25 protein-coding genes and 2 tRNA genes are annotated in these 26,632 nt (G+C 35.3%); 10 read left to right on the top strand and 17 right to left on the bottom strand.

Annotated elements, in window-relative coordinates:
• Positions 1 to 245: 245 nt before the first annotated feature.
• Positions 246 to 920 carry a DUF4294 domain-containing protein gene (locus tag IEV84_RS16155; protein ID WP_188495804.1) on the bottom strand — a complete coding sequence of 225 codons (675 nt, stop codon included), beginning with the start codon at positions 918 to 920 and terminating at the stop codon, positions 246 to 248.
• An 81-nt stretch (positions 921 to 1,001) separates the two neighbouring features.
• Between IEV84_RS16155 and IEV84_RS16150 the strand changes: the two genes are divergently transcribed.
• Positions 1,002 to 2,090, top strand: a complete 1,089-nt coding sequence (locus tag IEV84_RS16150) for a M42 family metallopeptidase (RefSeq protein ID WP_188495802.1) — start codon at positions 1,002 to 1,004, stop codon at positions 2,088 to 2,090.
• A gap of 188 nt (positions 2,091 to 2,278) precedes the next feature.
• Here IEV84_RS16150 and IEV84_RS16145 read toward each other — a convergent pair whose 3' ends face one another.
• From IEV84_RS16145 to IEV84_RS16135, 3 genes are all read right to left on the bottom strand, one after another.
• Positions 2,279 to 2,530, bottom strand: a complete 252-nt coding sequence (locus IEV84_RS16145; RefSeq protein WP_188495800.1) for a GIY-YIG nuclease family protein — start codon at positions 2,528 to 2,530, stop codon at positions 2,279 to 2,281.
• A gap of 43 nt (positions 2,531 to 2,573) precedes the next feature.
• Positions 2,574 to 2,646: transfer RNA gene (locus IEV84_RS16140), tRNA-Met, on the bottom strand.
• Positions 2,647 to 2,681: 35 nt separating this feature from the next.
• A tRNA-Met gene (locus tag IEV84_RS16135) sits at positions 2,682 to 2,754 on the bottom strand.
• A 118-nt stretch (positions 2,755 to 2,872) separates the two neighbouring features.
• On the opposite strand from IEV84_RS16135, the gene era reads away from it, so the two are divergent.
• Together era and der are read left to right on the top strand one after the other, a co-directional pair.
• Positions 2,873 to 3,760 carry a GTPase Era gene (gene era, locus IEV84_RS16130; RefSeq protein WP_188495798.1) on the top strand — a complete coding sequence of 296 codons (888 nt, stop codon included), beginning with the start codon at positions 2,873 to 2,875 and terminating at the stop codon, positions 3,758 to 3,760.
• A gap of 187 nt (positions 3,761 to 3,947) precedes the next feature.
• A complete protein-coding gene (gene der / locus IEV84_RS16125) occupies positions 3,948 to 5,258 on the top strand; it encodes a ribosome biogenesis GTPase Der (RefSeq protein ID WP_188495797.1) in 1,311 nt (436 codons plus the stop codon).
• 32 nt (positions 5,259 to 5,290) lie between these two features.
• Here der and IEV84_RS16120 read toward each other — a convergent pair whose 3' ends face one another.
• From IEV84_RS16120 to IEV84_RS16110, 3 genes are all read right to left on the bottom strand, one after another.
• Positions 5,291 to 5,524 (bottom strand): hypothetical protein, encoded by a 234-nt coding sequence (locus IEV84_RS16120; RefSeq protein ID WP_188495796.1) that lies wholly within the window; start codon positions 5,522 to 5,524, stop codon positions 5,291 to 5,293.
• A gap of 176 nt (positions 5,525 to 5,700) precedes the next feature.
• Positions 5,701 to 6,207, bottom strand: coding sequence for a dihydrofolate reductase (locus tag IEV84_RS16115; RefSeq protein ID WP_188495795.1), 507 nt, complete (start codon positions 6,205 to 6,207; stop codon positions 5,701 to 5,703).
• 6 nt (positions 6,208 to 6,213) lie between these two features.
• Positions 6,214 to 6,549, bottom strand: a complete 336-nt coding sequence (locus IEV84_RS16110) for a 2TM domain-containing protein (RefSeq protein WP_188495794.1) — start codon at positions 6,547 to 6,549, stop codon at positions 6,214 to 6,216.
• Between the two features lie 239 nt (positions 6,550 to 6,788).
• On the opposite strand from IEV84_RS16110, the gene IEV84_RS16105 reads away from it, so the two are divergent.
• Positions 6,789 to 7,085: an isoamylase early set domain-containing protein gene (locus tag IEV84_RS16105; protein ID WP_188495793.1), complete on the top strand. Its 297-nt coding sequence runs from the start codon at positions 6,789 to 6,791 to the stop codon at positions 7,083 to 7,085.
• A gap of 100 nt (positions 7,086 to 7,185) precedes the next feature.
• On the opposite strand, the gene IEV84_RS16100 is transcribed toward IEV84_RS16105, so the two are convergent.
• The 4 genes from IEV84_RS16100 to IEV84_RS16085 form a co-directional block, all read right to left on the bottom strand.
• A complete protein-coding gene (locus IEV84_RS16100) occupies positions 7,186 to 8,010 on the bottom strand; it encodes a thymidylate synthase (RefSeq protein WP_188495792.1) in 825 nt (274 codons plus the stop codon).
• Positions 8,011 to 8,080: 70 nt separating this feature from the next.
• Positions 8,081 to 8,701 (bottom strand): bifunctional nuclease family protein, encoded by a 621-nt coding sequence (locus IEV84_RS16095; protein ID WP_188495791.1) that lies wholly within the window; start codon positions 8,699 to 8,701, stop codon positions 8,081 to 8,083.
• Positions 8,702 to 8,851: 150 nt separating this feature from the next.
• Entirely contained in the window at positions 8,852 to 9,820 is a 969-nt protein-coding gene (locus IEV84_RS16090; protein WP_188495789.1) for an electron transfer flavoprotein subunit alpha/FixB family protein, read from the bottom strand.
• 70 nt (positions 9,821 to 9,890) lie between these two features.
• Entirely contained in the window at positions 9,891 to 10,637 is a 747-nt protein-coding gene (locus IEV84_RS16085) for an electron transfer flavoprotein subunit beta/FixA family protein (protein WP_188495787.1), read from the bottom strand.
• Positions 10,638 to 10,900: 263 nt separating this feature from the next.
• On the opposite strand from IEV84_RS16085, the gene IEV84_RS16080 reads away from it, so the two are divergent.
• The 4 genes from IEV84_RS16080 (at position 10,901) to IEV84_RS16065 (ending at position 17,651) form a co-directional block, all read left to right on the top strand.
• Entirely contained in the window at positions 10,901 to 11,878 is a 978-nt protein-coding gene (locus tag IEV84_RS16080; RefSeq protein ID WP_188495785.1) for a pyruvate dehydrogenase complex E1 component subunit beta, read from the top strand.
• A 69-nt stretch (positions 11,879 to 11,947) separates the two neighbouring features.
• Positions 11,948 to 14,437, top strand: a complete 2,490-nt coding sequence (locus IEV84_RS16075) for a DUF5686 family protein (protein ID WP_188495784.1) — start codon at positions 11,948 to 11,950, stop codon at positions 14,435 to 14,437.
• 92 nt (positions 14,438 to 14,529) lie between these two features.
• The gene (locus tag IEV84_RS16070) at positions 14,530 to 15,060 is read left to right on the top strand and encodes an inorganic diphosphatase (protein WP_188495783.1); all 531 of its coding nucleotides are present in this window, start codon (positions 14,530 to 14,532) and stop codon (positions 15,058 to 15,060) included.
• 110 nt (positions 15,061 to 15,170) lie between these two features.
• Positions 15,171 to 17,651 (top strand): sodium-translocating pyrophosphatase, encoded by a 2,481-nt coding sequence (locus IEV84_RS16065; protein WP_188495782.1) that lies wholly within the window; start codon positions 15,171 to 15,173, stop codon positions 17,649 to 17,651.
• Between the two features lie 101 nt (positions 17,652 to 17,752).
• Here the strand turns inward: IEV84_RS16065 and IEV84_RS16060 are convergent, their stop codons facing one another.
• The 3 genes from IEV84_RS16060 to IEV84_RS16050 form a co-directional block, all read right to left on the bottom strand.
• Positions 17,753 to 18,115, bottom strand: a complete 363-nt coding sequence (locus IEV84_RS16060; RefSeq protein WP_188495781.1) for a hypothetical protein — start codon at positions 18,113 to 18,115, stop codon at positions 17,753 to 17,755.
• A gap of 62 nt (positions 18,116 to 18,177) precedes the next feature.
• Entirely contained in the window at positions 18,178 to 19,356 is a 1,179-nt protein-coding gene (locus IEV84_RS16055; RefSeq protein WP_188495780.1) for an AIR synthase related protein, read from the bottom strand.
• 147 nt (positions 19,357 to 19,503) lie between these two features.
• On the bottom strand, positions 19,504 to 21,693 hold the full coding sequence (locus IEV84_RS16050) for a glutamine synthetase III family protein (protein ID WP_188495779.1): 2,190 nt from the start codon (positions 21,691 to 21,693) through the stop codon (positions 19,504 to 19,506).
• Between the two features lie 276 nt (positions 21,694 to 21,969).
• Here IEV84_RS16050 and IEV84_RS16045 point away from each other — a divergent pair, with 276 nt between their 5' ends.
• Both IEV84_RS16045 and IEV84_RS16040 read left to right on the top strand, forming a co-directional pair.
• Complete coding sequence (locus IEV84_RS16045) at positions 21,970 to 22,989, top strand: glutamine synthetase beta-grasp domain-containing protein (RefSeq protein WP_188495778.1); 1,020 nt, start codon at positions 21,970 to 21,972, stop codon at positions 22,987 to 22,989.
• Between the two features lie 106 nt (positions 22,990 to 23,095).
• Positions 23,096 to 24,037, top strand: coding sequence for a TerC family protein (locus IEV84_RS16040; protein WP_188495776.1), 942 nt, complete (start codon positions 23,096 to 23,098; stop codon positions 24,035 to 24,037).
• Between the two features lie 58 nt (positions 24,038 to 24,095).
• Here IEV84_RS16040 and IEV84_RS16035 read toward each other — a convergent pair whose 3' ends face one another.
• The 3 genes from IEV84_RS16035 to IEV84_RS16645 all read right to left on the bottom strand — a co-directional run bounded on the left by IEV84_RS16035 (position 24,096) and on the right by IEV84_RS16645 (position 26,613).
• Positions 24,096 to 24,608, bottom strand: coding sequence for a hypothetical protein (locus tag IEV84_RS16035; RefSeq protein WP_188495774.1), 513 nt, complete (start codon positions 24,606 to 24,608; stop codon positions 24,096 to 24,098).
• 164 nt (positions 24,609 to 24,772) lie between these two features.
• Entirely contained in the window at positions 24,773 to 26,116 is a 1,344-nt protein-coding gene (locus tag IEV84_RS16030; RefSeq protein ID WP_188495772.1) for a T9SS type A sorting domain-containing protein, read from the bottom strand.
• 32 nt (positions 26,117 to 26,148) lie between these two features.
• Positions 26,149 to 26,613 (bottom strand): FIDD domain-containing protein, encoded by a 465-nt coding sequence (locus IEV84_RS16645; protein WP_505661226.1) that lies wholly within the window; start codon positions 26,611 to 26,613, stop codon positions 26,149 to 26,151.
• Positions 26,614 to 26,632 lie beyond the last annotated feature (19 nt).

Below are 26,632 nucleotides of genomic sequence, written 5' to 3'. Positions count from 1 at the left end.
TCCACAAAGGTTCACTAAGAAAACACAGAGATTCACGAAGGGTTTTTCTAAAATTTAGAGAACAAAAAGTTGTTTCAACCCCAATCACCTAGCCCTGATAGCAGCAACAGCCTCCTGCACCGGTGTTCAGCGCAGAAGCTATAGCATCCCGATAGCTATCGGGAGCAGGAAAGAGCTACCAATAAAAAAAAGCTCATACTATAATACAGTACGAGCTTCTTATATATTAAAGGAACAATTAAAACTTAAGGCTTTTTAGATAATTTAGAATCCCAATATTCATTTAACTTATCCACATCTACAGGAGTCGCAGCCGGTTGATTAGACAATCGACCCGTTTCAAACGCCTCTTTAAGAATATTTTCTATAAGATAATCTTCATTAGACTCAAAAGGCGCATATTGCGATTTCAAATCAATATCAAACATACTTGCAGCTGTATTAGACCAAAAAGCTTTCCAACCACTTTTTAATGTCTTAATCAACTCATAAGTTGTCGTACCCGTTTGACGATGAATTAACCTTACCAGAATACGCCCCTGACTACGGGATAATTTTTTCAGTCTAGCCTCAAACTCATTAGTAAGATAGTCTTCTACAATTTTAAAATATCTTTTCTTTTCCCTTTCAGAATTAAGTCGAGCCATCCCCTTATTCAAATTTACCAGTCTATCTGCAGCCAATTTAGCATAAGGATAAGTTCTATAAACACGACTTTGCAAAATAAGATATTGCTTTTTAGCTTCAGGATCCAGTTTTTCATTTGAAATAATAATCTCAGGCAACCTTATCGTATCACTCAACACACTGTCTTTCTCCGTCAACACATACCCCATAGCATTTGGATCATAAGGAACTACACCCTGACCAAAACCATAAAATGATACCAACAAAAAGAATATTAAACAAACAGATTTCATAAAGGCAATATTTTGCTGTAAAATTATACAATATCTATGCAACTGTAATAGCAAATTTATATTTTAGCAAAAAAATATTTTATGAGCACTCAGTCAATACTAAACAATGATTCAATGGCTTTTTTAGAAAGCTACCTTAATAATGCCTCACCAACAGGCTACGAAAGCAGCGGGCAAAAAATATGGATGGAATACCTTAAGCCGTATGTTGACACTTTTATAACCGACACCTACGGAACAGCAGTAGGAATCATCAATCCTAACGCCCCTTTCAAAGTAGTGATCGAAGGTCATGCCGATGAAATTTCCTGGTACGTAAACTACATCACCGAAGACGGTTTGATTTATGTAATCAGAAACGGCGGTTCTGACCATCAAATTGCTCCATCAAAACGTGTTAACATCCACACTAAAAACGGAATTATAAAAGGCGTTTTTGGATGGCCTGCTATTCATACCCGAAACAGAGACAAAGAAGAAAACCCTAAAATCAGTAATATCTTTATTGATTTAGGTTGCGAAACTAAAGAACAAGTAGAAAAACTAGGCGTTCACGTAGGTTGTGTAATTACTTACCCTGATGAATTTATTGTCTTGAACGAAAATAAATTTGTTTGTCGCGCTATTGACAACCGCATGGGAGGTTTTATGATTGCTGAAGTAGCAAGACTTTTGCACGAAAACAAGAAAAAATTACCATTTGGATTATACATAACGAATGCTGTCCAGGAAGAAGTAGGACTTCGTGGCGCCGAAATGATTACTCAAACCATAAAACCAAACGTAGCCATCATTACAGATGTTTGTCATGATTCTACTACCCCAATGATTGATAAAAAAATCGAAGGAGAAACTAAAATTGGAAAAGGTCCGGTTATCACTTACGCACCGGCTGTACAAAATAATTTAAGAGATTTAATTATTGACACTGCCGAAGAAAAGAAAATTCCTTTTCAACGATTAGCTTCTTCGCGTGTTACAGGAACCGATACCGATGCTTTTGCTTACAGCAATGGCGGAGTAGCTTCTGCCCTGATTTCACTTCCATTGCGCTATATGCACACCACAGTTGAAATGGTACACAAAGAAGATGTTGAAAATGTAATTCGTTTAATCTACGAAACAATACTTAAAATAGAAAACAACGAAACATTTTCTTATTACAAATAAGCCTTACCTAAACAAAACCAAAGCCACTATTTTTAATTTCGATTAAATTAGTGGCTTTGTTATTTTTTCACCAAAGACCAAAAACTGATTACAACAAAAAAAAGCTCCAGATTTCTCTGAAGCTTCTTAGTAGCGGGAACAGGACTCGAACCTGTGTCCGCCGCGGCGGATATAAACCCAAACATATTTTAATTGATTAAAGATTTAATAAAATCACGACCAATTCCTGTTTTTAAATGTTTTTCTCTTTTCATCGCTTCAGATTTAGAGGAGAAAAATTCGACATGAATTACTTTCCAAGGTCTGAATTTTATAGTATACCCTTTTGTTGCTAATTGATTATGAGATTTGAATCGTTCTAATAGAGTTGAAGTGTAACCGACATAGGTCTTTTTGAATTTTTCAGAATATAAAATATAAACAACAAATTCATTTTCCATAAAAATTAGATATAAAAAAAGCCAATCAAAATGATTGGCTTAGTAGCGGGAACAGGACTCGAACCTGTGACCTTCGGGTTATGAGCCCGACGAGCTGCCTACTGCTCTATCCCGCGATGTGCGTTTGGTAATCTCAGTAAAATTAACTTAGTAGCGGGAACAGGACTCGAACCTGTGACCTTCGGGTTATGAGCCCGACGAGCTGCCTACTGCTCTATCCCGCGATGTTTCGGGTGCAAAGATACAAATAAATTCCACATTTACAACCCTGAATTTTAAAAAATCTTTTTATTTCGTCTATTGGCTTGATATGACTACCTTTGCCGCATTAAATTAAATAAAATGACAGCACATAAAGCAGGTTTTGTAAATATTATAGGGAATCCAAATGTTGGTAAATCAACCTTAATGAATGCCTTTGTAGGGGAAAGATTGTCTATTATTACTTCTAAAGCACAAACAACGCGTCATAGAATTCTGGGGATTGTAAACGGAGATGATTTTCAAATGGTTCTATCTGATACTCCCGGAATTATTAAGCCGGCTTATGAAATGCAGGAATCAATGATGGATTTTGTAAAGTCAGCTTTTGAAGATGCGGATGTTCTGATTTATATGGTTGAAATTGGTGAACAGGATTTAAAAGACGAAGCTTTTTTCAATAAAATCATTCATGCTAAAATTCCTGTCCTATTATTATTGAATAAAATTGACAATTCAAATCAGGAACAATTAGAACAACAAGTAGCTTTTTGGACTGAAAAAGTACCTAATGCGGAGATCTATCCTATTTCGGCTTTGCAAAATTTCAATGTACCGGAAGTTTTTCAAAGAATCATTTCGTTATTACCAGAATCACCTGCTTATTATCCAAAAGATCAATTGACGGATAAGCCGGAACGTTTTTTTGTAAACGAAATCATTCGCGAGAAAATCTTATTGAATTACAGCAAAGAGATTCCGTATGCCGTAGAAATTGTAACCGAGGAGTTTGTTGAAACAGATACAATTATTAGAATTCGTTCTTTGATTATGGTGGAACGCGATACTCAAAAAGGAATCATTATTGGTCACAAGGGAGCAGCTTTGAAGAAAGTAGGAATGGATGCCCGAGTAGATTTAGAAAAGTTCTTTGGAAAACAAATTCACATTGAATTATATGTGAAGGTCAACAAAAACTGGAGAAGTAATACTAATATGCTGAAACGCTTTGGTTATAATCAAAAATAGTACGCAGTGGTCAGTTAGTAGTAATCAGTTTACGGTATTATAATTACTGAATATTTAATACTGAATACTGTAAACTAAAAGTGTACCTTTGCAAAAAATTAAAATACGGTATTTTGGATTGTAAGAGACATGATTTCAAGGAAATTGAAGTCTGAAATCTGAAATCCGAAATCAAAAAAAGAAAGAAATGAATAACATTGTTGCGATAGTAGGAAGACCTAATGTAGGGAAATCAACCCTTTTTAATAGGCTGATACAAAGAAGAGAAGCTATTGTAGATTCGGTTTCGGGTGTTACCAGAGACAGGAACTACGGAAAAAGCGAGTGGAACGGAAAAGAATTTTCGGTAATTGATACCGGTGGATATATTCGCGGAAGTGATGATGTTTTTGAAGGTGAGATTCGCAAGCAAGTAGAATTAGCTATCGACGAAGCTGATGTTATTATTTTTGTGGTTGATGTTGAAGAGGGAATTACTCCTATGGACGAGACAGTGGCGAAGTTGTTACGCAAAGTAACTAAGCCCGTTTTACTGGCAGTAAATAAGGTTGACAACGCCATGCGCGAGAAAGACGCAGTAGAATTTTACAATCTTGGACTAGGAGATTATTATACGTTTGCCAGTATTTCCGGAAGTGGTACCGGAGATTTATTGGATGCTTTGATTGATGCTTTCCCAGAAAAACCGGAACCAACAAAAGAAGAAACCATCTTACCCCGTTTTGCAGTAGTAGGGCGTCCTAATGCCGGAAAATCAAGCTTTATCAATGCTTTGATTGGTAAAGACCGATTTATGGTTACTGACATTGCAGGAACAACCCGTGATGCTATTGATACCAAATTTGACCGTTTTGGTTTCGAATTCAACCTGGTTGATACAGCGGGAATTCGTCGTAAAGCGAAGGTTAAGGAAGATTTAGAATTTTATTCAGTAATGCGTTCGGTGCGTGCTATTGAACATGCCGATATCTGTATTTTGGTGATTGATGCAACCCGCGGCTTTGAAAGTCAGGATCAAAATATTTTCTGGCTGGCTCAAAAAAACCGTAAAGGAGTGGTGATTTTGGTAAACAAATGGGATTTGGTTGAAAAAGACACCATGTCAACCCGTGATTATGCTGAAAAAATCAAGAAAGAATTAATGCCATTTACCGATGTGCCAATTCTTTTTGTATCAGCATTGACTAAACAACGTTTATTGAAAGCTTTGGAAGCTTCGGTACAAGTATTCGAAAACCGTCAGCAACGTATTCCAACTTCAAAATTCAACGAATTTATGTTGAAAGTAATTGAAGCTTATCCGCCACCGGCAACAAAAGGTAAGTATGTAAAAATTAAATATTGCATGCAGTTGCCATCACCAACACCTCAGTTTGTGTTTTTCGCTAACTTGCCGCAATATGTTAAAGAACCGTACAAACGTTACCTGGAGAATAAAATTAGAGAAAACTGGGATTTCTCAGGAGTTCCAATCGATATTTATATCAGAGAGAAATAACAGAAAAGTCCCGATTGAATCGGGACTTTTTTTTATTCGTCTTCGTCTAAAGTTTTTATTGTGTGATCTTCGTACCAATCTTTAAAAGTTTTATTGGTTTTGTAGTTATCAGTCAAAACAGTATAGGTCATAAATGGTATTAAAATAAATCCTATACTGTGCATCAACAACAGTATTCGTATATTGACATTCATTTGGTTCAAAGCTGCAAATACAAATACATAAGCCGTGGTTAAGCATACAAGTTTAATTGCAAAATTTTTCATAACCCTATTTTCTCTTAAAGTTACGAATTCCAAACTTAAAACAGAGTTAAATATATCGTAATCAGATATTTACCGTTATTCAAAGCTATGAAAAGCCTGGAATCAAATTCGTATCAGTAGATTTTGATACTTGACAAAATTCACATCAAAACTACAACAAACAGACTGTTTGAAAATTATATTTCTGACAAGCTTTTTTGTTTTCTGATATAAGTATCAAAACTGTAATCGTAAAGATGCTTTTCATCTTTAGCTTGAAATTCACTACTTATTAATTCCCAGTCTTCGGGTTCTATTTCGGGAAAAAAGGCATCGGCTTCAAAATTATGATGTACCACAGTAAGTTCAATTTTATCTGAAAAAGGCAATGCCAATTGGTAGATTTCACCTCCTCCAATAATAAAAGACTCCTCACCTTCCGGACATTTTTCGATTGCTTTTTCGATACTATCTACTACAATACAACCTTCGGCTGCCTGATAATTAGCCTGACGCGTGATTATAATGTGTGTACGATTAGGAAGTGGTTTGGGAAAACTTTCAAAAGTTTTTCTACCCATTATAATATGATGACCCGTTGTCAGGCTTTTAAATCGTTTGAAATCGTTAGGCAAATGCCAAATCAATTGGTTGTCTTTTCCCAGTGCCTTGTTTTGGGCAGCGGCAGCAATCATTGTAATCATTAGTTTTTATTTTGTAGAAGATTCTTCGTTGATTTGATCATTTAATTCAGCTATCTTTTTTTCCTGTAGTGCAACTAATCGATCGATTTGTTCTTTTTCCCAAGTTTTACTCATAAAACGGTCGGTAATAAAAACTTTGATAAAATGCAAAATAAATAAAAATAACCAGGCTGTAATTAACCAAATATGCCAATTTGCATCTTCATTAAAGTGAAAAACTTCAGTAGAAACAAATAAAAATAAACTGGCTAAAAACAATACCACAAAATGAAAATAAACTCTTTTTTTTTGTGTGATACGTTTTCTGGCGTATTCGTACAATTCATACTGTTCGGTTTTCATAGGCTGCTTTTTTTTGACTATAAAGATAAAATTTAATTTGGAAATGCTTATTTACACTATAGAATATTTAGGTTTTACACTCTTGCTTTTTTGTATTTTAAAAATATTAAGCTTTTAAATTTGATGAATTGGCTTGTTTTTAACAGTTTATTAAGCATTATCCTAAAACTTACTTTAGAGCATCTAAACTTCGATTAAAATGTTTTACTTTGTCTCATAAATCTAAAAATGAAATAGTTATGCCAATTAAAAAACAGTTTGTAAAGTCAAAACCAGTTTGTAAAGTTACATTTTCTATTGAGGCTAAAGAAGCGACTCAGGTTTCAGTTATTGGTGATTTTAATAATTGGAATGCCGAAGAAGGCACTTTAAGTAAATTAAAAAATGGTACTTTTAAAGGTGTTTTTGATTTAGATAAAGATGCTGCTTACGAATTCAAGTATTTAATTGACGGAGAATATGTAAACGAAAGTGAAGCTGATTCTTTTAAATGGAATGAATTTGCAGGAACAGAAAATAGCGTTTTAGAGGTTTAATCTAAAACGCTATTTTTTTTGAAATTCCAATTAAAAAAATCCCAAATTCCAATTATTAGGTTTGGAATTTGGAATTTGATTTTTTGCAATTTTGATAGTTTTAAACTGCTACATTTCCTTTTATGGTTTCGTGCGGTTCGTAGCCTACTAAAGTAAAATCATCATAATCAAAATCAAAGATGTTTTTAATCTCAGGATTTAAAATCATCTTTGGTAATGGTTTTGGTTCACGCGACAGTTGTAATTCCAATTGCTCAAAATGATTATTATAGATGTGTGCATCGCCAAAAGTGTGAATAAATTCTCCAACTTGAAGGTCACACACCTGTGCAATCATCATGGTTAATAATGCGTAAGAAGCAATATTGAACGGAACTCCTAAAAAGATGTCGGCACTTCTTTGGTAGAGCTGACAGGATAATTTTCCATCGGCTACATAAAATTGAAAGAAAGCATGACAAGGAGGCAAGGCCGCTTTGTTATTGGCTACATTTTCTTCAAATGATTTCGTAGTATCCGGTAATACCGAAGGATTCCATGCCGAAACCAGCATTCTTCGACTATTTGGATTGGTTTTCAATTCTTTGATTAAATCCGAAATCTGGTCTATTTCTTCACTGTTCCAATTACGCCATTGATGACCATAAACAGGACCTAAATCCCCGTTTTTATCAGCCCAGGCATCCCAAATTTTCACATTATGTTCTTTAAGGTAACTGATATTAGTTTCTCCTTTTAAAAACCAAAGCAATTCATAGATAATTGATTTAAGATGTAGTTTTTTGGTGGTAACCATTGGAAAACCTTCGCTTAAATCAAAACGCATTTGATAACCAAATACACTTTTAGTTCCGGTTCCTGTTCGGTCGCCTTTTTGGCAGCCGTTTTCCATAACGTGTTTTACTAAATCTAAATATTGCTTCATTTCTAATGGTAATTTGTGGATTTGGTAATTTGGTAATTTGGTTATTCGAATTAACAAATAAGCAAATAAACTACGATTCTCTTTTTGAAATTTCGTCTCTTATCTTGGCTGCTTTTTCATAGTCTTCCTGCTCTACGGCCTGAATTAATAAATCGTTTAATTCCTGAAGACTGTATTTAATGTAAGCGCGACCACTTTCGGCTTCAGCAGTAAAAGATTCCGGATTCGAAATAACATCGTCCATCGGCTGATTTTCTTTATCCGTTTCTGATGGATTTGTTTTTAAATAGATTCCCGCTTTGTCAAGAATATTTTTATAAGTAAAAATAGGAGCATTAAAACGCAGGGCTAATGCAATAGCATCAGAAGTTCTGGCGTCTATTATTTCTTCTATTTTATCTCTTTCACAAATAATACTGGAATAAAACACTCCGTCAACAAGTTTATGAATAATGACTTGTTTGACAACGATATCAAAGCGTTCTGCAAAATTTTTAAACAAATCATGAGTTAACGGACGTGGCGGCTTGATCTCTTTTTCTAAAGCAATAGCAATAGATTGCGCTTCGAAAGCTCCTATTACGATAGGTAGTTTTCTTTCGCCATCTACTTCATTCAAAATCAAAGCATAGGCTCCATTTTGTGTTTGGCTGTATGAAATTCCTTTTATGGATAATTTGACTAAGCTCATAATTGTTGAAATGAAAAAGTATCGTTTTTTAAAATTTTAATTTTGTTGGCTCGTTTTAGGCTGCAATATTAATTAAAAATTCTGCCAATAAGCAAAGATACGATTATCTTATTTTATTAGGCAGAATTATTTTAATAAGGAGTTAAAGTATTAAGCGTTTTGCGCCTTATATGCCTTTAGTTTTTCTATTAATTTTGGCACTACATCAAAAGCATCACCTACAATTCCGTAGTCGGCTACTTTAAAGAAAGGTGCTTCCGGATCGGTATTGATAACCACTTTTACTTTTGAAGCATTAATTCCGGCGATGTGTTGGATAGCACCTGAAATCCCAACGGCAATGTATAAATTAGTTGCAACCGGTTTTCCTGTTTGTCCTACGTGTTCTGCGTGTGGTCTCCAGCCTAAGTCGGAAACCGGTTTTGAACAGGCTGTTGCGCCTCCAAGAACTGCAGCTAAATCTTCGATTAAGTTCCAATTTTCAGGCCCTTTTAATCCGCGTCCTCCTGAAACTACAATATCAGCATCAGCAATAGATACTTTTCCTGATGATTTTTCAACCGATTCTACTTTGATTCCAAAATCATTGTCACCAATGCTTGGATTAAAAGCTTCTTCTGTTAAGGTAGAAGCATTTTCGAAAATACCATAAGAGTTTTTAGCCAGACCAATTACTTTTACGTCGGTATTGATTTCGGTTATATTGAATGCTTTGTTAGAAAAAGCATTTCTTTTTACTTGAAAAGGAGCTGTATTCACAGGCAATCCTACTACATTTGAAGCAAAACCGGCTTCTAAACTCACTGCTACCAGTGAAGAAAGATAGATACTATCAGTGCTGGAAGACAAAACAACCAATTTTGTATTTTCCTGTTGAGCTGCTTGTTTGATAACATCAGCATAAGCTTTAGCATTAAAACCAGCTAATTTGTCGTTGTTTACTTTTAAAACTTTGTCAACTCCGTATTTTGATAATTCAGTAACGTTTTCAGTGTTTATAGTTAGAGCAGTTACTGTAGTTCCTAAAGATTCCGCTACTTTTTTTGCGTAAGAAGCGATTTCGAATGCTACTTTTTTAAATTTTCCTTCTGCAGATTCTGCATATATTAATATTGACATGATGATATTCGATTTTTAGATTAACGTACCGATAGCTATCGGTATTGATTTCAGATTTTAAAACTGAATACTAAATAACTTTTGCTTCGTTGTGTAATAAGTCGATTAATTCGTCTAAATTATCCGGGGAAACCATTTTTATTGCTGATTTCGGAGCCGGTTTTTCAAATCTTACCGCTTTGGTGTTTACAGTAGCATCAATCGGTTCAATAACATTTAATGCTTTTGTTCTCGCAGTCATGATTCCTCTCATGTTTGGAATACGCAAATCTTTTTCTTCTACAATTCCTTTTTGTCCACCAATAATTAGAGGTAATGAAGTAGCAACAGTTTCTTTTCCACCGTCAATTTCACGAACTGCTTTTACATTGGTACCATCAACAGTAATGTTGATACATGAATTTAAGAAGTTGTATCCTAAAATGCCAGCAATCATTCCCGGAACCATTCCTCCATTATAATCTAAAGATTCTTTTCCGGCAATAATTAAATCATAAGCTCCTGATTTAATAACTTCGGCTAATTGTTTGGCCACAAAAAATCCATCAGTAGGATTCGCATTGATACGAATAGCGTCGTTAGCTCCAATAGCCAATGCTTTTCTTAATGTAGGTTCAGTTTCCGGTCCGCCCACATTTACTACAGTTACCGTAGCACCTTGTTGTTCTTGGAACCAAATGGCACGAGTTAAACCAAATTCGTCATTAGGATTGATTACATATTGTACGCCGTTAGTATCAAATTCGGTATCAGCATTTGTAAAGTTAATTTTTGAGGTAGTATCAGGAACATGACTGATGCAAACTAGTATTTTCATGTTTGGATATTTATAAAATTGGTAAAAATGAGTTACAAAATTAGAACAATATTTCGAATAATTTGACATGAATAACTACTTAGCATTCCTGTAATATTGTTTTTATTTGTTTGATTAGTGTAAAATAACAGAATAAATACGAGATATTCACATACCTAATCTAAGATGTTAGAATTTATGGAGGATTATTTAAGTTAATTTGTGTTTTAAATGGTTTAAAATATTTATTTTTGCTCTTCAGAAAATTCAACATACAATATAATATGAGAACAATACAATTTAGAGAGGCCATTTGCGAAGCGATGAGCGAAGAAATGCGTCACGATGAATCCATATATTTAATGGGCGAAGAAGTTGCAGAATACAATGGAGCATACAAAGCTTCAAAAGGAATGCTGGCTGAATTTGGTGAAAAAAGAGTAATTGATACTCCAATTGCTGAACTTGGTTTTACAGGAATTGCAGTAGGATCTGCAATGAACGGATGTCGTCCTATTGTAGAATACATGACTTTCAACTTCTGTTTAGTAGGTATTGATCAAATTATAAATAACGCTGCTAAAATGCGTCAAATGACAGGTGGACAATTTAATGTGCCTATCGTTTTTCGCGGACCAACTGCTTCTGCAGGTCAATTAGGAGCTACTCACTCTCAGGCATTAGAAAACTGGTTTGCTAACACTCCTGGGTTAAAAGTGATTGTACCTTCTACTCCTTATGATGCTAAAGGACTTTTAAAATCAGCTATTCGTGATAATGACCCGGTTATTTTCATGGAATCAGAGCAAATGTACGGTGACAAAGGCGAAGTACCTGACGGAGAATATGTAATTCCAATTGGAGTTGCTGACATCAAAAGAGAAGGAACTGATGTAACTATTGTTTCTTTTGGAAAAATCATCAAAGAAGCTTTTATCGCTGCTGATGAATTAGCTAAAGAAGGAATTTCTTGTGAGATTATCGATTTAAGAACTGTTCGTCCAATGGATAACGAAGCCATCTTAAAATCAGTTAAGAAAACAAACCGTTTGGTTATCCTTGAAGAGGCATGGCCATTTGCGAGTATTTCTTCTGAGATTACTTACATTGTTCAGGAACAAGCTTTTGATTTCCTTGATGCACCAATTCAAAGAATCACAACTGCCGATGCTCCGGCACCATATTCTCCAGTGTTATTAAAAGACTGGTTGCCAAATGCAGCTGATGTTGTGAAAGCGGTAAAGAAAGTATTGTATAAATAATACATAACAAATACTATTGAGGCTTCATCTTACGTTAGTTTGATGAAGCTTTTTTTTTAAATCTACCACATGAATAAGAAGTACATATTATCAGGTTTGTTTTTTATTTTATCTGTCTTTACAACACTTTTTGCTCAAACAAAAGTGAGCGGTATAGTGGTAGATAAATCAAACCAGCCCGTTCCTTTTGCGAATATCGTTTTCAAAGGCTCAAATATGGGCGTTATGTCTAATGAAGACGGACGCTTTTATATCGAATCACCTTCCACTTACACTACTTTATTAGTAACCTCAGTTGGATTCTCAGATACAGAAATCACTTTGGACAAAGCAGTAAATTATAATTTTAAGGTACTGCTAAAGGATATGGAAGAATTAAAAGAGGTTGTTATCTATTCCGGAAAGACCTCTAAAAAGAACAATCCCGCATTAGATATTCTTAGAAAAATCTGGGAAAGAAAGCGAAAAAATGGTTTGTACCAATTTGATTACTATCAAATGGAGAAGTACGAAAAAGTAGAATTTGACATGAATACTATTGATAGTGCTTTTATGAAAAACAAAATCTTTAAAGGAATGGAATTTGTTTTTAAACATATTGATACCTCAAGAGTTACTGGAAAAACTTATCTGCCCATTTTCATCAATGAATCACTGATGGAGGTATATGGAAACAATAAAACAAACAAGGTAAAAGAGCAACTAAAGGCGAATAAAAACTCCGGATTTAGTGATAATCAGCAAATTTTATCTTTCATAAAAGACTTGTATTCAAATTACGATATTTACAATAACCACCTTACTTTTTTTGACAAAAGCTTCACCAGTCCGTTATCAAAAACAGGTATAGATGTCTATAGTTATGTTCTTAGAGACAGTGCTTTTATTGATAAAAAATGGTGTTACAACATTCTGTTTTATCCAAGACGTAAAAACGAACTGACTTTTAAAGGTGATTTTTGGGTAAACGACACCACTTTTGCCATCAAAAAAATCAATATGGCTGTAACCAAAAGCGCCAATATTAACTGGGTAAAAGACATTTATATCGAACAGGAATTTGAAGTAGAAAACGACTCTGTATTTCTGTTAACCCGTGACCACATGATGTCAGACTTTGCCTTGAATAAAAAAGATGAGTCTAAAGGGGTATATGGAAAACGCACCACCCTGTATCAAAATCACAAATTCAATGTCGAAAAACCTGCTGCTTTTTACAAAGAAGAGGTTAATTATATTGATAATGAAGTTTACAACAGATCAGAAAAATACTGGGATGACAATCGTTTTGAAAACCTAAACAAAGACGAAAAAGGGATTTACAAAATGCTGGACACCTTGCAAACAGTCAAGAAATTCAAGCAATTATATAATTTGGTTTCTATTTTAGGAAGCGGATATGTTCAATTTGGACATTTTGATTACGGCCCGATATTTTCTACTTTTGGTTACAATGAAGTAGAAGGAATCCGAATAAGAACCGGAGGAAGAACTTATTTTGGTCCTAACGACACCTGGCGTTTACAAGGATATACCGCTTATGGATTTGACGATCATAAATTCAAATATGGATTATCAGGAAAATGGATGGTAGATAAGAAAAACCGAATTATCATTTCAGGTGGAAACAGACGAGATGTGGAACAAATAGGCGCCAGTTTAACCACTACAAATGATGTTTTAGGCAGAAGTTTTGCTTCATCTTCATTAGTTTCAACAGGAAATAACGGAAAGTTAACTAACATTAATTTATCTAATTTGTCAGTTGAAATAGAACCTGTAAAAAACCTGATGTTCCAAATGGGATTTTCATACCGAACGTTAGAATCAGCATCTGACACTTTTAAATTGGATTATTATACTGATGCAAGTCAAACCACTACAAGAAGTGATGTCAAACAATCAGAAGTTAATCTACAGGTAGAATTAGCTCCAAACCGAAAAATGATTGGTTACGGAGTGGAAAGAAGCACTGTTGACAGTCCTTTTAGTCGCTTTTACATCAATTACAGTCACGGTTTCAAAGGCTTGTTTGACAGTGATTTCAAGTATGACAAATTGCAATTGTACTACAGACAGCCTATTATTATTGGTCCATTAGGACGCACAAATCTTACTTTGGAATTAGGTAAAACTTTTGGAACAATTCCGCTGGGGTTGATGAGTGTAATTCCCGGAAACCAATCCTATTCTTCTATAGAAAACACTTTTAACAACCTTAATTTTTACGAATTTGTTGCCGATCAATACGCTACGCTACAATGGGAACATAATTTTGGAGGACGTGTTTTTTCAAGAATTCCATTTATGAGAAAATTAAACTGGAGAGAAATAATAGGCGCAAAAGCCGTTTACGGAACTATCTCAGATGCCAGCAGAGCCATCAATGCTTCCGGCTTAGTGTATGCCGCTCCCGAAGATGTATATTGGGAATATAGTGCCGGAATAGGCAATATTTTCAAAGTATTTCGAATTGATTTTACCTGGAGAGGAAATTATTTGAATACCCCTGATACGCAGAAATTTTCCGTGAAAGGCTCCTTTGGATTTTATTTCTAAAAATCACGAAATCTAAAACAAATGTTTTGTTATAAATAAGGATTTGAGTTACTTTTGTGCCCAAATTAAATCAACTTAAGACAATAAATAAAATGACTGCAGACAAAATAAACACTTTCGATGTGTTAATCGAAATCCCAAGAGGAAGTAGAAACAAATACGAATACGATTTTGAAATTAAAAGAATGCGTTTTGACAGAATGTTATTCTCTTCAATGATGTATCCTGCTGATTACGGATTTATTCCTGAAACTTTAGCTTTAGACGGAGATCCGTTAGACGTATTGGTTTTAGTAAACGAGCCTACTTTCCCTGGATGTGTTATGGAAGTAAAACCAATTGGTGTTTTCCACATGGCAGATGATAAAGGACCAGATGAAAAAGTTATTTGTGTACCAGTTTCTGATCCAATTTGGAATTCATTAAATGATTTATCAGATGTGAATCCTCACTTATTGAAAGAAATCGAGCATTTCTTCCAGGTATATAAAGATCTTGAAAACAAAAAAGTAGATGTTGAAGGTTGGGGAGATTTAGCTGAAGCAAAAGCGATTATCAAAGAATGCTCTGACCGTTTTAACGCAATCGAAAACAAACCAGAAGGATTATTTAGCATTAAATAATTTTTAGGTTATAAATTTGTAAAAAAAGCAATACTCCGTCAAGAGTATTGCTTTTTTGTTTAAATTCGTTTGTATGCTGTTGATTATTAACCTTAACCAAAAACGAATTTATGAATACAATTATGATTTGGGTGCCTGTTTTTATGGCATTAATTGGACTTGCTTTTATGCTTTTAAAAAGAGCCTGGGTTTTAAAACAAGACGCCGGCGATGGTAAAATGGCTTCGATCTCCGATTTTATTTATGAAGGTGCTCTGGCATTTTTAAAAGCGGAATACCGATTATTGGCCGTTTTTGTTTTTTTTGCCAGTATTGTTTTGGCAGGAATTACTTTTCTACCAGGAGTTAAAACACATTTACTAATTGTTGTCGCCTTTGTTATTGGAGCCTTGTTTTCAGCTCTGGCAGGGAATATGGGAATGAAAATAGCAACCAAAACCAATGTAAGAACCACACAGGCAGCTCGTAGCAGTTTACCTCAGGCCTTGAAAGTTTCTTTTGGAGGCGGAACCGTAATGGGTTTAGGCGTAGCCGGTCTGGCGGTTTTAGGACTAACTTCCTTTTTTATCTTTTTCTTTCACTTTTTTATGGGTGGTACATGGACTTCTATTGATGACATGACTGTTGTTCTAGAAACCTTAGCTGGTTTTTCTTTAGGAGCAGAATCTATCGCTTTATTTGCCAGAGTGGGAGGCGGAATTTATACCAAAGCCGCCGATGTTGGAGCTGATTTAGTTGGTAAAGTTGAAGCAGGAATTCCTGAAGATGACCCTCGAAATCCCGCTACTATTGCAGACAACGTTGGGGACAATGTAGGCGATGTTGCCGGAATGGGAGCCGATTTGTTTGGTTCTTATGTGGCAACCGTTTTGGCAGCTATGGTTTTAGGAAATTACGTTATCAAAGATATGGGTGGCAGTATCCAGGATGCTTTTGGCGGTATTGGACCTATTTTACTACCTATGTCAATAGCCGGTTTTGGAATTTTATTTTCTATCATCGGAACAATGTTAGTAAAAATAACCGATGATAATGCTAAAGAAGCACAAGTGCAAAAAGCATTGAATATCGGAAATTGGGCAGCAATTATTTTAACGGCAATTAGCTGCTTCTTTTTAGTACAATACATGCTGCCTCAAACCATGACAATGGAATTTTTTGGTGAAGGAAGTCAGGAAATTTCTTCGATGCGGGTTTTCTATGCTACTATTATCGGATTAATTGTAGGAGGTGTAATTTCTTCAGTAACCGAATATTATACAGGTTTAGGAACAAAACCCGTTATGGCCATTGTTCAAAAATCAAGTACAGGAGCTGGGACGAATGTAATTGCAGGTTTAGCAACCGGAATGGTTTCGACTTTCCCTACGGTTTTATTATTTGCCGGAGCAATCTGGACTTCGTACGCCTTGGCTGGTTTTTACGGAGTGGCTTTGGCTGCTTCGGCTATGATGGCTACCACAGCCATGCAATTAGCCATTGATGCTTTTGGACCAATATCTGACAATGCGGGAGGAATTGCCGAAATGAGTGAATTACCAAAAGAAGTTCGTACCAGAACAGATATTTTAGATTCCGTTGGAAATACAACTGCCGCTACCGGAAAAGGATTTGCGATTGCTTCTGCAGCATTAACTTCACTGGCTTTGTTTGCGGCTTATGTAACTTTCACAGGAATCGACGGAATTAATATTTTCAAAGCACCTGTTTTGGCTATGTTGTTTGTAGGCGGAATGATTCCCGTAGTTTTTTCAGCATTAGCAATGAATTCGGTTGGAAAAGCAGCAATGGATATGGTGTATGAAGTGCGTCGTCAGTTTAAGGAAATTCCGGGAATTATGGAAGGAACAGCAAAACCGGAATATGCTAAATGTGTGGATATTTCGACTAAAGCCGCTTTGCGCGAAATGATGCTGCCAGGAGTTTTAACTATTGGTTTTCCAATTGCAATTGTACTCTTAGGAAAATTAGTTTATGGAGGTAACAATCAATTAATTGCTGAAATGCTTGGAGGCTATATGGCCGGAGTTACGGTTTCAGGAGTGCTTTGGGCCGTATTTCAAAACAATGCCGGAGGTGCCTGGGATAATGCTAAGAAATCTTTTGAAGCCGGAGTAATGATTAATGGCGATATGACTTATAAAGGTTCTGATGCACATAAAGCTGCCGTAACCGGAGACACCGTTGGAGATCCTTTTAAAGACACTTCAGGACCTTCAATGAATATTTTAATAAAACTAACTTGCTTGATAGGTTTGGTAATTGCTCCTATTTTAGGTAATGGAAGCCATACTATTTCGGATAAAGCTTCTTGTTGTACAGCAAGCGGCAAATGCACGTCGATGTCTGCAGAAGAATGTGTTGCCAAGGGTTGTACTAATAAAAACTGTGAGCATCATAATGTCGTTATGATGGGACATTGCGACATCAGTAAATGCGCAACTATGACTAAAGAAGAATGTGCAAAAATGTGTGACAGCTTAAAATGTACTCCAGCTCAAAAAGCAGCCTGCTTATCTCATTACGATGCGAATGGTAAATTTATCCAACAACACTCCTCTTCAAAAAAGAGTTGTTGCCATAAAAAATAAATTCAGGATAAACTAAAAAATGCCTCCCAATTGCGGAGGCATTTTTGTTTGTGGTATTGTCGGAGGTTGTACTTACCTCTTTATAAACTTTTTTTTATCGTTTACTCTTCCTCGTACATTTCGTCATAACGGGCAGGAATTTGAGGATCATAAAGCGGACATTTGAATTCTTCCATAATATCTACTAATTTATCCATAGTTTTTCCCTGAGTCCCATAACAATCTATCTGTACAATTTGCGAAGTGGCTTTTACCTGAAAAGCACCTACTCCATCTTTATTTTTCCAGCTGTTATCATCTACTCTTTCCCATTTGGAAAAAACAGAAGCTATTCGGCTTATTATTAACTGAATAGGAAGTTCTTCTAAACCTTCAATGAATTCCTGTTCATCAATAGCTTCATAAACTTCCTGATGGTTTAAATAAACCTCTTCTAAATATTTCCAAAAAACTAGTTCGTACATCTGTAAAAATTGAAAGATTAAAAAATTGAAAGATTAAAATCAATCAATACCCGGCATTTAGATTAATATTCGAAAGTTCCGTATTCGCTGGAAATAGTTAACTTTTTAATTTCAGCAGCTTCAACTCTACCAACGATTTGCGCGTTAACGTTGAATGATTTTGAAATTGCAATAATATCCTGAGCTACGGCTTCCGGAACGTATAATTCCATACGGTGTCCGCAGTTGAATACCTGATACATTTCTTTCCAATCTGTTTTTGATTGCTCCTGAATTAATTTAAACAATGGAGGAACCGGGAACAAATTGTCTTTTATAATATGTAAATTATCTACAAAATGCAAAATCTTAGTTTGTGCTCCACCACTACAGTGAACCATACCGTGAATTTCATCAGAAGAATATTGATCTAAAATTTTCTTGATAATTGGTGCGTAAGTACGTGTTGGCGAAAGCACTAATTGTCCGGCATCGATTGGAGAATTTTCAACCGCATCAGTCAACTGAACCTGACCGGAATAAATTAATTCCTCAGGAACGGCAGCATCATAACTTTCAGGATATTTGGTTGCCAAATATTTCCCAAAAACATCATGACGTGCGGATGTTAATCCGTTACTTCCCATTCCGCCATTATAGCTTTTTTCATAAGAAGCCTGACCGAAAGATTCTAATCCTACAATTACATCTCCAGCCTGAATATTCGCATTATCAATAACTTTAGAACGTTTCATTCGAGCCGTAACAGTCGAATCTACAATAATGGTACGAACGATATCACCCACATCAGCAGTTTCTCCTCCTGTAGAATGAATGCTCACACCAAAAGAAGCTAATTCCTGAATTAACTCTTCTGTTCCATTGATAATAGCTGAGATTACTTCAGCTGGAATTAAATTTTTATTTCTTCCAATTGTGGAAGAAAGTAAAATATTATCAGTTGCTCCTACACACAACAAATCGTCAATATTCATAATTAACGCATCTTGTGCAATACCTTTCCAAACTGAAATATCTCCGGTTTCTTTCCAGTACATGTATGCTAAAGAAGATTTAGTTCCTGCTCCGTCAGCGTGCATGATAAGACAATAATCTTCGTCCTGGGTTAGATAATCAGGAACAATTTTGCAAAAAGCTTTAGGAAACAATCCTTTATCAATATTTTTTATCGCATTATGTACATCTTCTTTGGATGCCGAAACACCACGCTGTGCGTATCTTTTTGAAGTATCTGAACTCATGAATTGTATTTGTGTAGTTGCTAAACAACTTGATTTTGCGGCAAAGATAATTATTTTTTAGAAGTTAGAGGTTAAAAGTTAGAGGTTAGAAGCATCGCCATACAGACTCTAACTTTTAACCTCTACCCCATACCTTTAACTAATATATTATTTTGTAAACAACAACTCTCTGTATTTAGTTAATGTCCATAATTCATTATCTACCAATAATTCTAATTTATCACAATGATTTCTAATGATTTCGAAATACGGTTTTACTTTGTTGCAATACGCTTCAGCTGTTTTTTGAGCATTATTCAAAGCATTTGCATTTTTTCTTTCGTTTCGCATTTCTTCTACTTTGGCATTAATGCCTTCGATATGTGTAGAAATTTCTTTAATCAAACCTATTTGCTCTTTAGCAATGGATTCGAATTCGTTTCCAAAAATATCCTTCAACCCTTTTACATTTTCAATCAAAGTATTTTGGTAGCGAATAGCTGTTGGAATCACATGATTTTTAGAAATATCACCTAAAACCCTGCTTTCAATTTGGATTTTCTTAGTGTATTCTTCCAATTCAATTTCGTAACGTGCCTCTACCTCCACATGATTCATAATTCCTAATTCAGAAAATAAATCCAATGCTCTTTTTGACGCTCTGGCTTTCAAAGCTTCAGGAGTAGTTTTATAATTACTCAAACCTCTTTTCTTTGCTTCTTTTTCCCAGGCATCGCTGTAACCATCGCCTTCAAAAAGAATATCTTTTGAAACCTTAATATATTCTCTTAAAACATTAAAAATCGCATCGTCTTTTTTCATTGCCTTCGAATCAATCAAAGCATCAACTTCTACTTTAAAATCTCTTAATTGCTTAGCAACAATAGTATTCAAAGTAGTCATCGCATTGGAACAGTTTGCAGAAGAACCTACTGCTCTAAACTCGAATTTATTACCTGTAAAAGCAAAAGGCGAAGTTCGGTTTCTATCGGTATTATCCAAAATTACTTCGGGGATTTTACCAACTACATTCAGTTTCAAATCGGTTTTTTCCTCAGGAGATAATTTTCCAGTAGTTACACTTTCTAATTCAGCCAAAACCTTAGTCAATTGTTCCCCAATAAATACCGAAATAATTGCCGGTGGCGCTTCATTAGCACCTAAACGATGATCGTTACTGGCCGTTGCAATCGAAGCGCGCAACAATTCCTCATAATCATTTACGGCTTTAATAGTGTTAATAAAGAAAGTTAAGAACTGCAAATTACTCATTGGGGTTTTACTCGGACTCAAAAGATTCACTCCGGTATCAGTTGCCAATGACCAGTTGTTGTGTTTTCCGGAACCATTTACTCCTTTAAAAGGTTTTTCGTGCAACAACACTTTAAAATCATGACGTTCGGCTACTTTTTGCATAATATCCATTAAAAGACAGTTATGATCCACAGCCAAATTGGTTTCTTCGAAAATAGGTGCCAACTCAAATTGGTTTGGCGCTACCTCATTATGACGGGTTTTAACCGGAATTCCCAATAGCATACATTCCTGTTCCAAATCACGCATATAAGTCAAGGCGCGAGTAGGAATCGAACCAAAATAATGATCGTCTAATTGCTGCCCTTTAGCAGAAGTATGTCCTAATAATGTCCTACCTGTCATCATCAAATCAGGACGGGAATGTGCTAATGCTTTATCTACCAGGAAATACTCCTGCTCCCAACCCAACGTTGCTGTTACTTTTTTAACATTTTTATCAAAATAACGACACACCTCAGTAGCTGCCTCATCCATTACCGCCAAAGCTCTCAACAAAGGAATTTTATTATCTAAAGCTTCTCCTGTATAAGAAATAAAAACAGTAGGAATACATAAAGTTGTACCATAAATAAATGCCGGCGATGTAGGATCCCATGCGGTATATCCACGGGCTTCAAAAGTGTTTCTTATTCCTCCGTTTGGAAAACTGGAAGCATCCGGCTCTTGCTGAACCAATTGTGCTCCCCCAAATTTTTCTACTGGATCGCCACCATCATACGAAGTTTCAAAAAAAGCATCGTGCTTCTCAGCGGTTGTCCCAGTCAACGGCTGAAACCAGTGTGTATAATGAGTAACTCCTTTAGACAAAGCCCACTCTTTCATTCCCATAGCGATATAATCTGCCAGTTTTCTGTCTATTTTTGTCCCATGTTCAATAGCACCCTGAACCGCCTTAAAAGCATCTGAAGTCAAATATTGCTTCATTGCCTTTTCGTTAAAAACATTGGTTCCAAAAATGCTTGATTTTCTATTGGTTTCTTCAAAATGAACGGCTTTTCTATTAGAAGCCTCTCTTAGTGCCTGAAAACGTATTGTTGACATTATTAAGGTATTTATTAAACTGTTAATAATCAATTTTATAATTAAAAAACACAAAGATAAAGAATCTCACACTAAAAATAGCCTGCCCAGCCATTATCAAATTGCATTTTATTTAGCTTCAAAATTGCTATTTTTTAAATATACCCCCTACCAAAATATAGTAATGTGAAAAATAACAGCTATCTAAACAAAAGACACCCCAAGGTTTTCAGCACTAAAAAAAATATTCTATATTTGCACCACAGTTTAAATCAAGAAAATTAATTTATAATTATTATGGCAAAAATAAAGTTAGAGTACCTTTGGTTAGATGGATACGAACCAACTCAAAACCTTAGAAGTAAAACAAAAGTTGAAGAGCACGAAAACTTTCAAGGAACTTTAGAAGAATTAGGAAACTGGTCTTTTGACGGTTCTTCTACAAAACAAGCTGAAGGTGGTTCATCTGATTGTCTTTTAGTACCTGTAGCTATTTATCCAGATCCAGATCGTATCAACGGATACTTAGTAATGTGTGAAGTTATGAATGCTGATGGAACTCCACATGCTTCTAACGGAAGAGCTACTATTGATGATGACAATGATGATTTCTGGTTTGGATTCGAACAAGAATACTTCATCATGGATACTAAAACTCAATTGCCTTTAGGATTCCCTGTAGGTGGATACCCTGCACCACAAGGTATGTACTACTGCTCAGTAGGTGGTAAAAACACTCACGGAAGAAACTTAGTTGAAGAGCACGCTAACTTATGTATTGCTGCAGGAATCAACTTTGAAGGAATCAACCAAGAGGTTGCTTGCGGACAATGGGAATTCCAATTATTTGCTAAAGGAGCTAAAAAAGCAGGTGATGAAATCTGGGTTGCAAGATATTTATTAGATCGTTTGACTGAAAAATATGGTTACTATATCGAATACCACCCAAAACCACTAGGAAAAGATATGGACTGGAATGGTTCTGGTATGCACGCTAACTTCTCTAACGAAGTATTAAGAACATGTGGTTCTCAAGAAGTTTATGAGAAAATCTGTGAAGCTTTCCGTCCGGTTGTTGCTGAACACATTGCAGTTTACGGAGCTTACAACGACCAACGTTTAACTGGTAAACACGAAACTGCTTCTATCAACGATTTCTCTTACGGAGTATCTGACAGAGGATGTTCTATCCGTATTCCTTTAATGACTGTTCAAAAAGGATGGAAAGGATGGTTAGAAGACAGAAGACCAGCTTCTAACGGTGATCCATACAAAATTGCTGCAAGAATTATCAAAACAGTTAAATCTGCATTGTAATTTCTTCTCTATAAAATCAAAAGTGCTTTCAGAAATGGAAGCACTTTTTTTGTATCAAAAGTAAGTCGCAAAGAACTATCTTTGCAAAAACACAAAAACAAAAATCATGATCGTTTGGATTTGCTTTATCAGTGCTATTTTATTATTTCTGGCTTTAGACTTAGGAGTTTTTAACAAAACGCCTCATGAAATCAGCTCTAAAGAAGCCGGAAAATGGACCGGAATATGGGTTTCGATGTCTTTTCTATTTTCAGCTGTAGTTTATTGGCTGTACAACAACAACTATGTAGCAAACCCTGACCAATTAAAACCCATGGCCGCTACAATAAAGTATATCACGGGATACCTTATCGAACTTTCGTTAAGCATTGATAATATTTTTGTAATTGCGATTATTTTTTCTTCTTTTAGAATTCCAAAAAAATACCAACACCGTGTCTTGTTTTGGGGAATCATTGGAGCCATCACATTTAGAGGCCTTATGATTTATTTTGGTGTAATGATTATCAATAAATTTGCCTGGACAACCTATCTGTTTGGCGCTTTTTTGATTTACACTGCTATCAAGATGCTGGTTACAAAAGAAGATCACGAATACAATCCTCACAATTCTGTAATATACAAATACCTAAAAAAACTAACCCCTGTTACAACTAAAATAGACGGCGAGCATTTTTTTATAAAAATCAACAACGTCAATACCGCAACACCGCTATTTGTAGCCTTAATTCTTATTGAGGTTATGGATATTATTTTTGCCTTAGACAGCGTTCCGGCAATTCTTGCTATAACATCAGATCCCTTTCTTGTATTTAGCTCTAATATTTTTGCCATTTTAGGATTGCGTTCTATGTATTTCTTTTTGGCCAATATGCTTGAAAAATTCAGTTATCTGGAATACAGCTTAATCGCTATTTTAAGTTTTGTAGGATTCAAAATGATTTTTCACAAATTTGTGAACCTGCCGGAATGGGTTTCCCTTTCATTTATAGCAGTTGCTCTCCTCACCGGAATTATTGTCTCCATTCAAAAAGACAAACACAAATAAAAAAGCATAAAAAAAGGAAATCTCTCGATTTCCTTTTTTTATGCTTTTTACTGAAACATTACAATTTTACTTTTTGCACCTGATTTTCAGATAATTTCAAAGCATTCACTACTTCATTATAATTACTCGTATCCATAGAGATTGCAAAATCAGCAGGAACTACAACAATTCTAAAATATTGATTCAATCTATAATCTGCCGAAATAGTAGAACGATCATTCCCATCTAGATAAATATCAACATAATCACGAGTAAAAATATACTTAAAAGAAAAATCTCTTGTTCCATTATCAAAATAATAAGTCTCTGGTAAAGCTTGCCATACAGGTCGCCCTGAATTATCTTCTCCATCGTAACGATAAACTAAAACAACGTCAGATTCTACTAATCGTTGAGGAAAATTAAATCCAAAACTATAATCATTGCTACTAGAAAAATTATATCCAATCTGATTCTCATAAGTAGTTCCTATAGTATCATAATCTTCTCCATCATAATATTCCTCAGTAGTGGTGCAACTTGTTAAAGCGAAAAAACTAACAAAAGCGAAAAGTGTAACTATTTTTTTCATGACAATAAATTTTTAAAAGGTTAAGGTTATAATAGGAGCTATTCATTAATTGTGCCAAAAAATATTTTGCCAAGAAATTTTTATTTTTTTTATAATCTATAATAATACCCAACAAAAAAACACCCGCTGTCAACGGGTGTTTTTCAAAAGAATTCCTTTTAAAATTAATTCATAGCCTTAGTTATCACATCTTTAACATCTGAACCTCTATCAGTTGTAAGCCTTACATAATATGTTTTTTGACTTTCAGCACCAAAAACATAATTCAATGTAATTACAGTACCATTAGAACATTGAGCTTGTGATTGTGTATAAATCAATTGATTGTTTATATCAAACACTTCAATTGTCACATCAGAAGTATAATCAAAAGTACATTGAATTGTTAACTGACCATCTATAGGAACCGGATAAGCTACAAAACCAGCCAAACTAGTTTCCATTAATGATTGCGTTGTGATAGTTTCAATAACCGGACAGTCTAATGGCTCAACACCATATCCCATTGGAATTCTACAACCATCAAAAGCATTATTGATTTTATCCACCACATCTGCAATAGCACTCAATGACACTCCATTAGTATCTCCACCACCTAGTGCCTGATTTGCTAAAGCATACAATCCCTGAACAGTTGCATTACCTCCTAAAGCAGTCACAATATTAGCTGGAATACTATAGAATTCATACTCATTATTTACTGTTCCGTCAGGATTACATGAACGTGCTTTAGGAATATCTGAACCACAACCTTCTTCTGAATCTGCGGTTGCAAAAGTGCCTGCCTCTAATTCAAAATTACCTAAATTAGAATTAATACCAAGATTTAAACCTAATACAATAGTTTGAGCCAATAACGTATTATTAATACTTCCGTCTTTCAACAGACTTTGAGGCAAACTACTTATTGAATGCAATCCGTTATTAGGTCCGGTAGGAAGTGCTTTACTCATACCTCCGCCTGGTAATACAGCTATAACAGCATCAATATCAGTCATAGTGTTCATGATTGAAACATGACGTACATCTTTTATACCCACATACATTGTACCACCATAAGCTTCTAAAGCTCTTTCTATAAGTGCTTTTGTAGTATATTGTTTGAATTCTCCAGGATTTTCAGGATCAGGAGCACAAGACATTCCTCCTACATTTCCATAGTATCCTTGAGTGTATGTACATAATGGTCCTCCACAAGCTACAAGCATAAGTTCTCTTGAACAAGTGCTTTGACATCCATTAGCATCTGTAATAGTTACTTCATACACACCTGCAGTACTCACAGTTATTTCCTGAGTTGATGCTGTAAATCCTCCAGGTCCTGTCCATGCATAACTTGACATACCTTCTGTTGCTGTAAATTTAGAACTAGCTCCTGCACAAATGGTTTGCTCTCCTGTAATTTCACAGGTTGGAGGAGGATTTATAGTAACAGTGAATGAGCTAAATCCAATACAATTTGCATTTGCATTACTTACTCCTCGAATATAAATAGTATAACTACCCACAGCCAATAATGATCCATAACTAGAAGGATTTCCTATTGCATTAACACCATTTGTGGCATCTGCCNTCCATCGGCAACAGTACCTGTAGTCAGATTAACATTTGACCCTTCACAAGTAGTTTTTGGAGTAGATGAAATATCAGGAACATCTGTAACGGTCAATGTAAATGAATTAAATCCGATACAATTAGCGTTGGTATTACTTACTCCACGAATGTAAATAGTATAACTACCCGCAGCCAATGATGATCCATAACTAGAAGGATTTCCTACTGCATTAACACCATTTGTGGCATCTGCCTGAGTTGTATGGTAAGTTACTGTACTTCCATCCGCAACTGTTCCTGTGGTCAAATCTACATTCGAACCTTCACAAGTAGTTTTTGGAGTAGATGAAATATCAGGAACGTCAGTAACGGTCAATGTAAATGAATTAAATCCGATACAATTAGCGTTGGCATTACTTACTCCACGAATGTAAATAGTATAACTACCCACAGCCAATAATGATCCATAA

This window comes from Flavobacterium palustre (assembly GCF_014639535.1).
GTDB lineage: Bacteria > Bacteroidota > Bacteroidia > Flavobacteriales > Flavobacteriaceae > Flavobacterium > Flavobacterium palustre.
The sequence above is the reverse complement of the archived record's forward strand: the minus strand, read 5'-3'. Positions and strand labels throughout refer to the sequence as shown.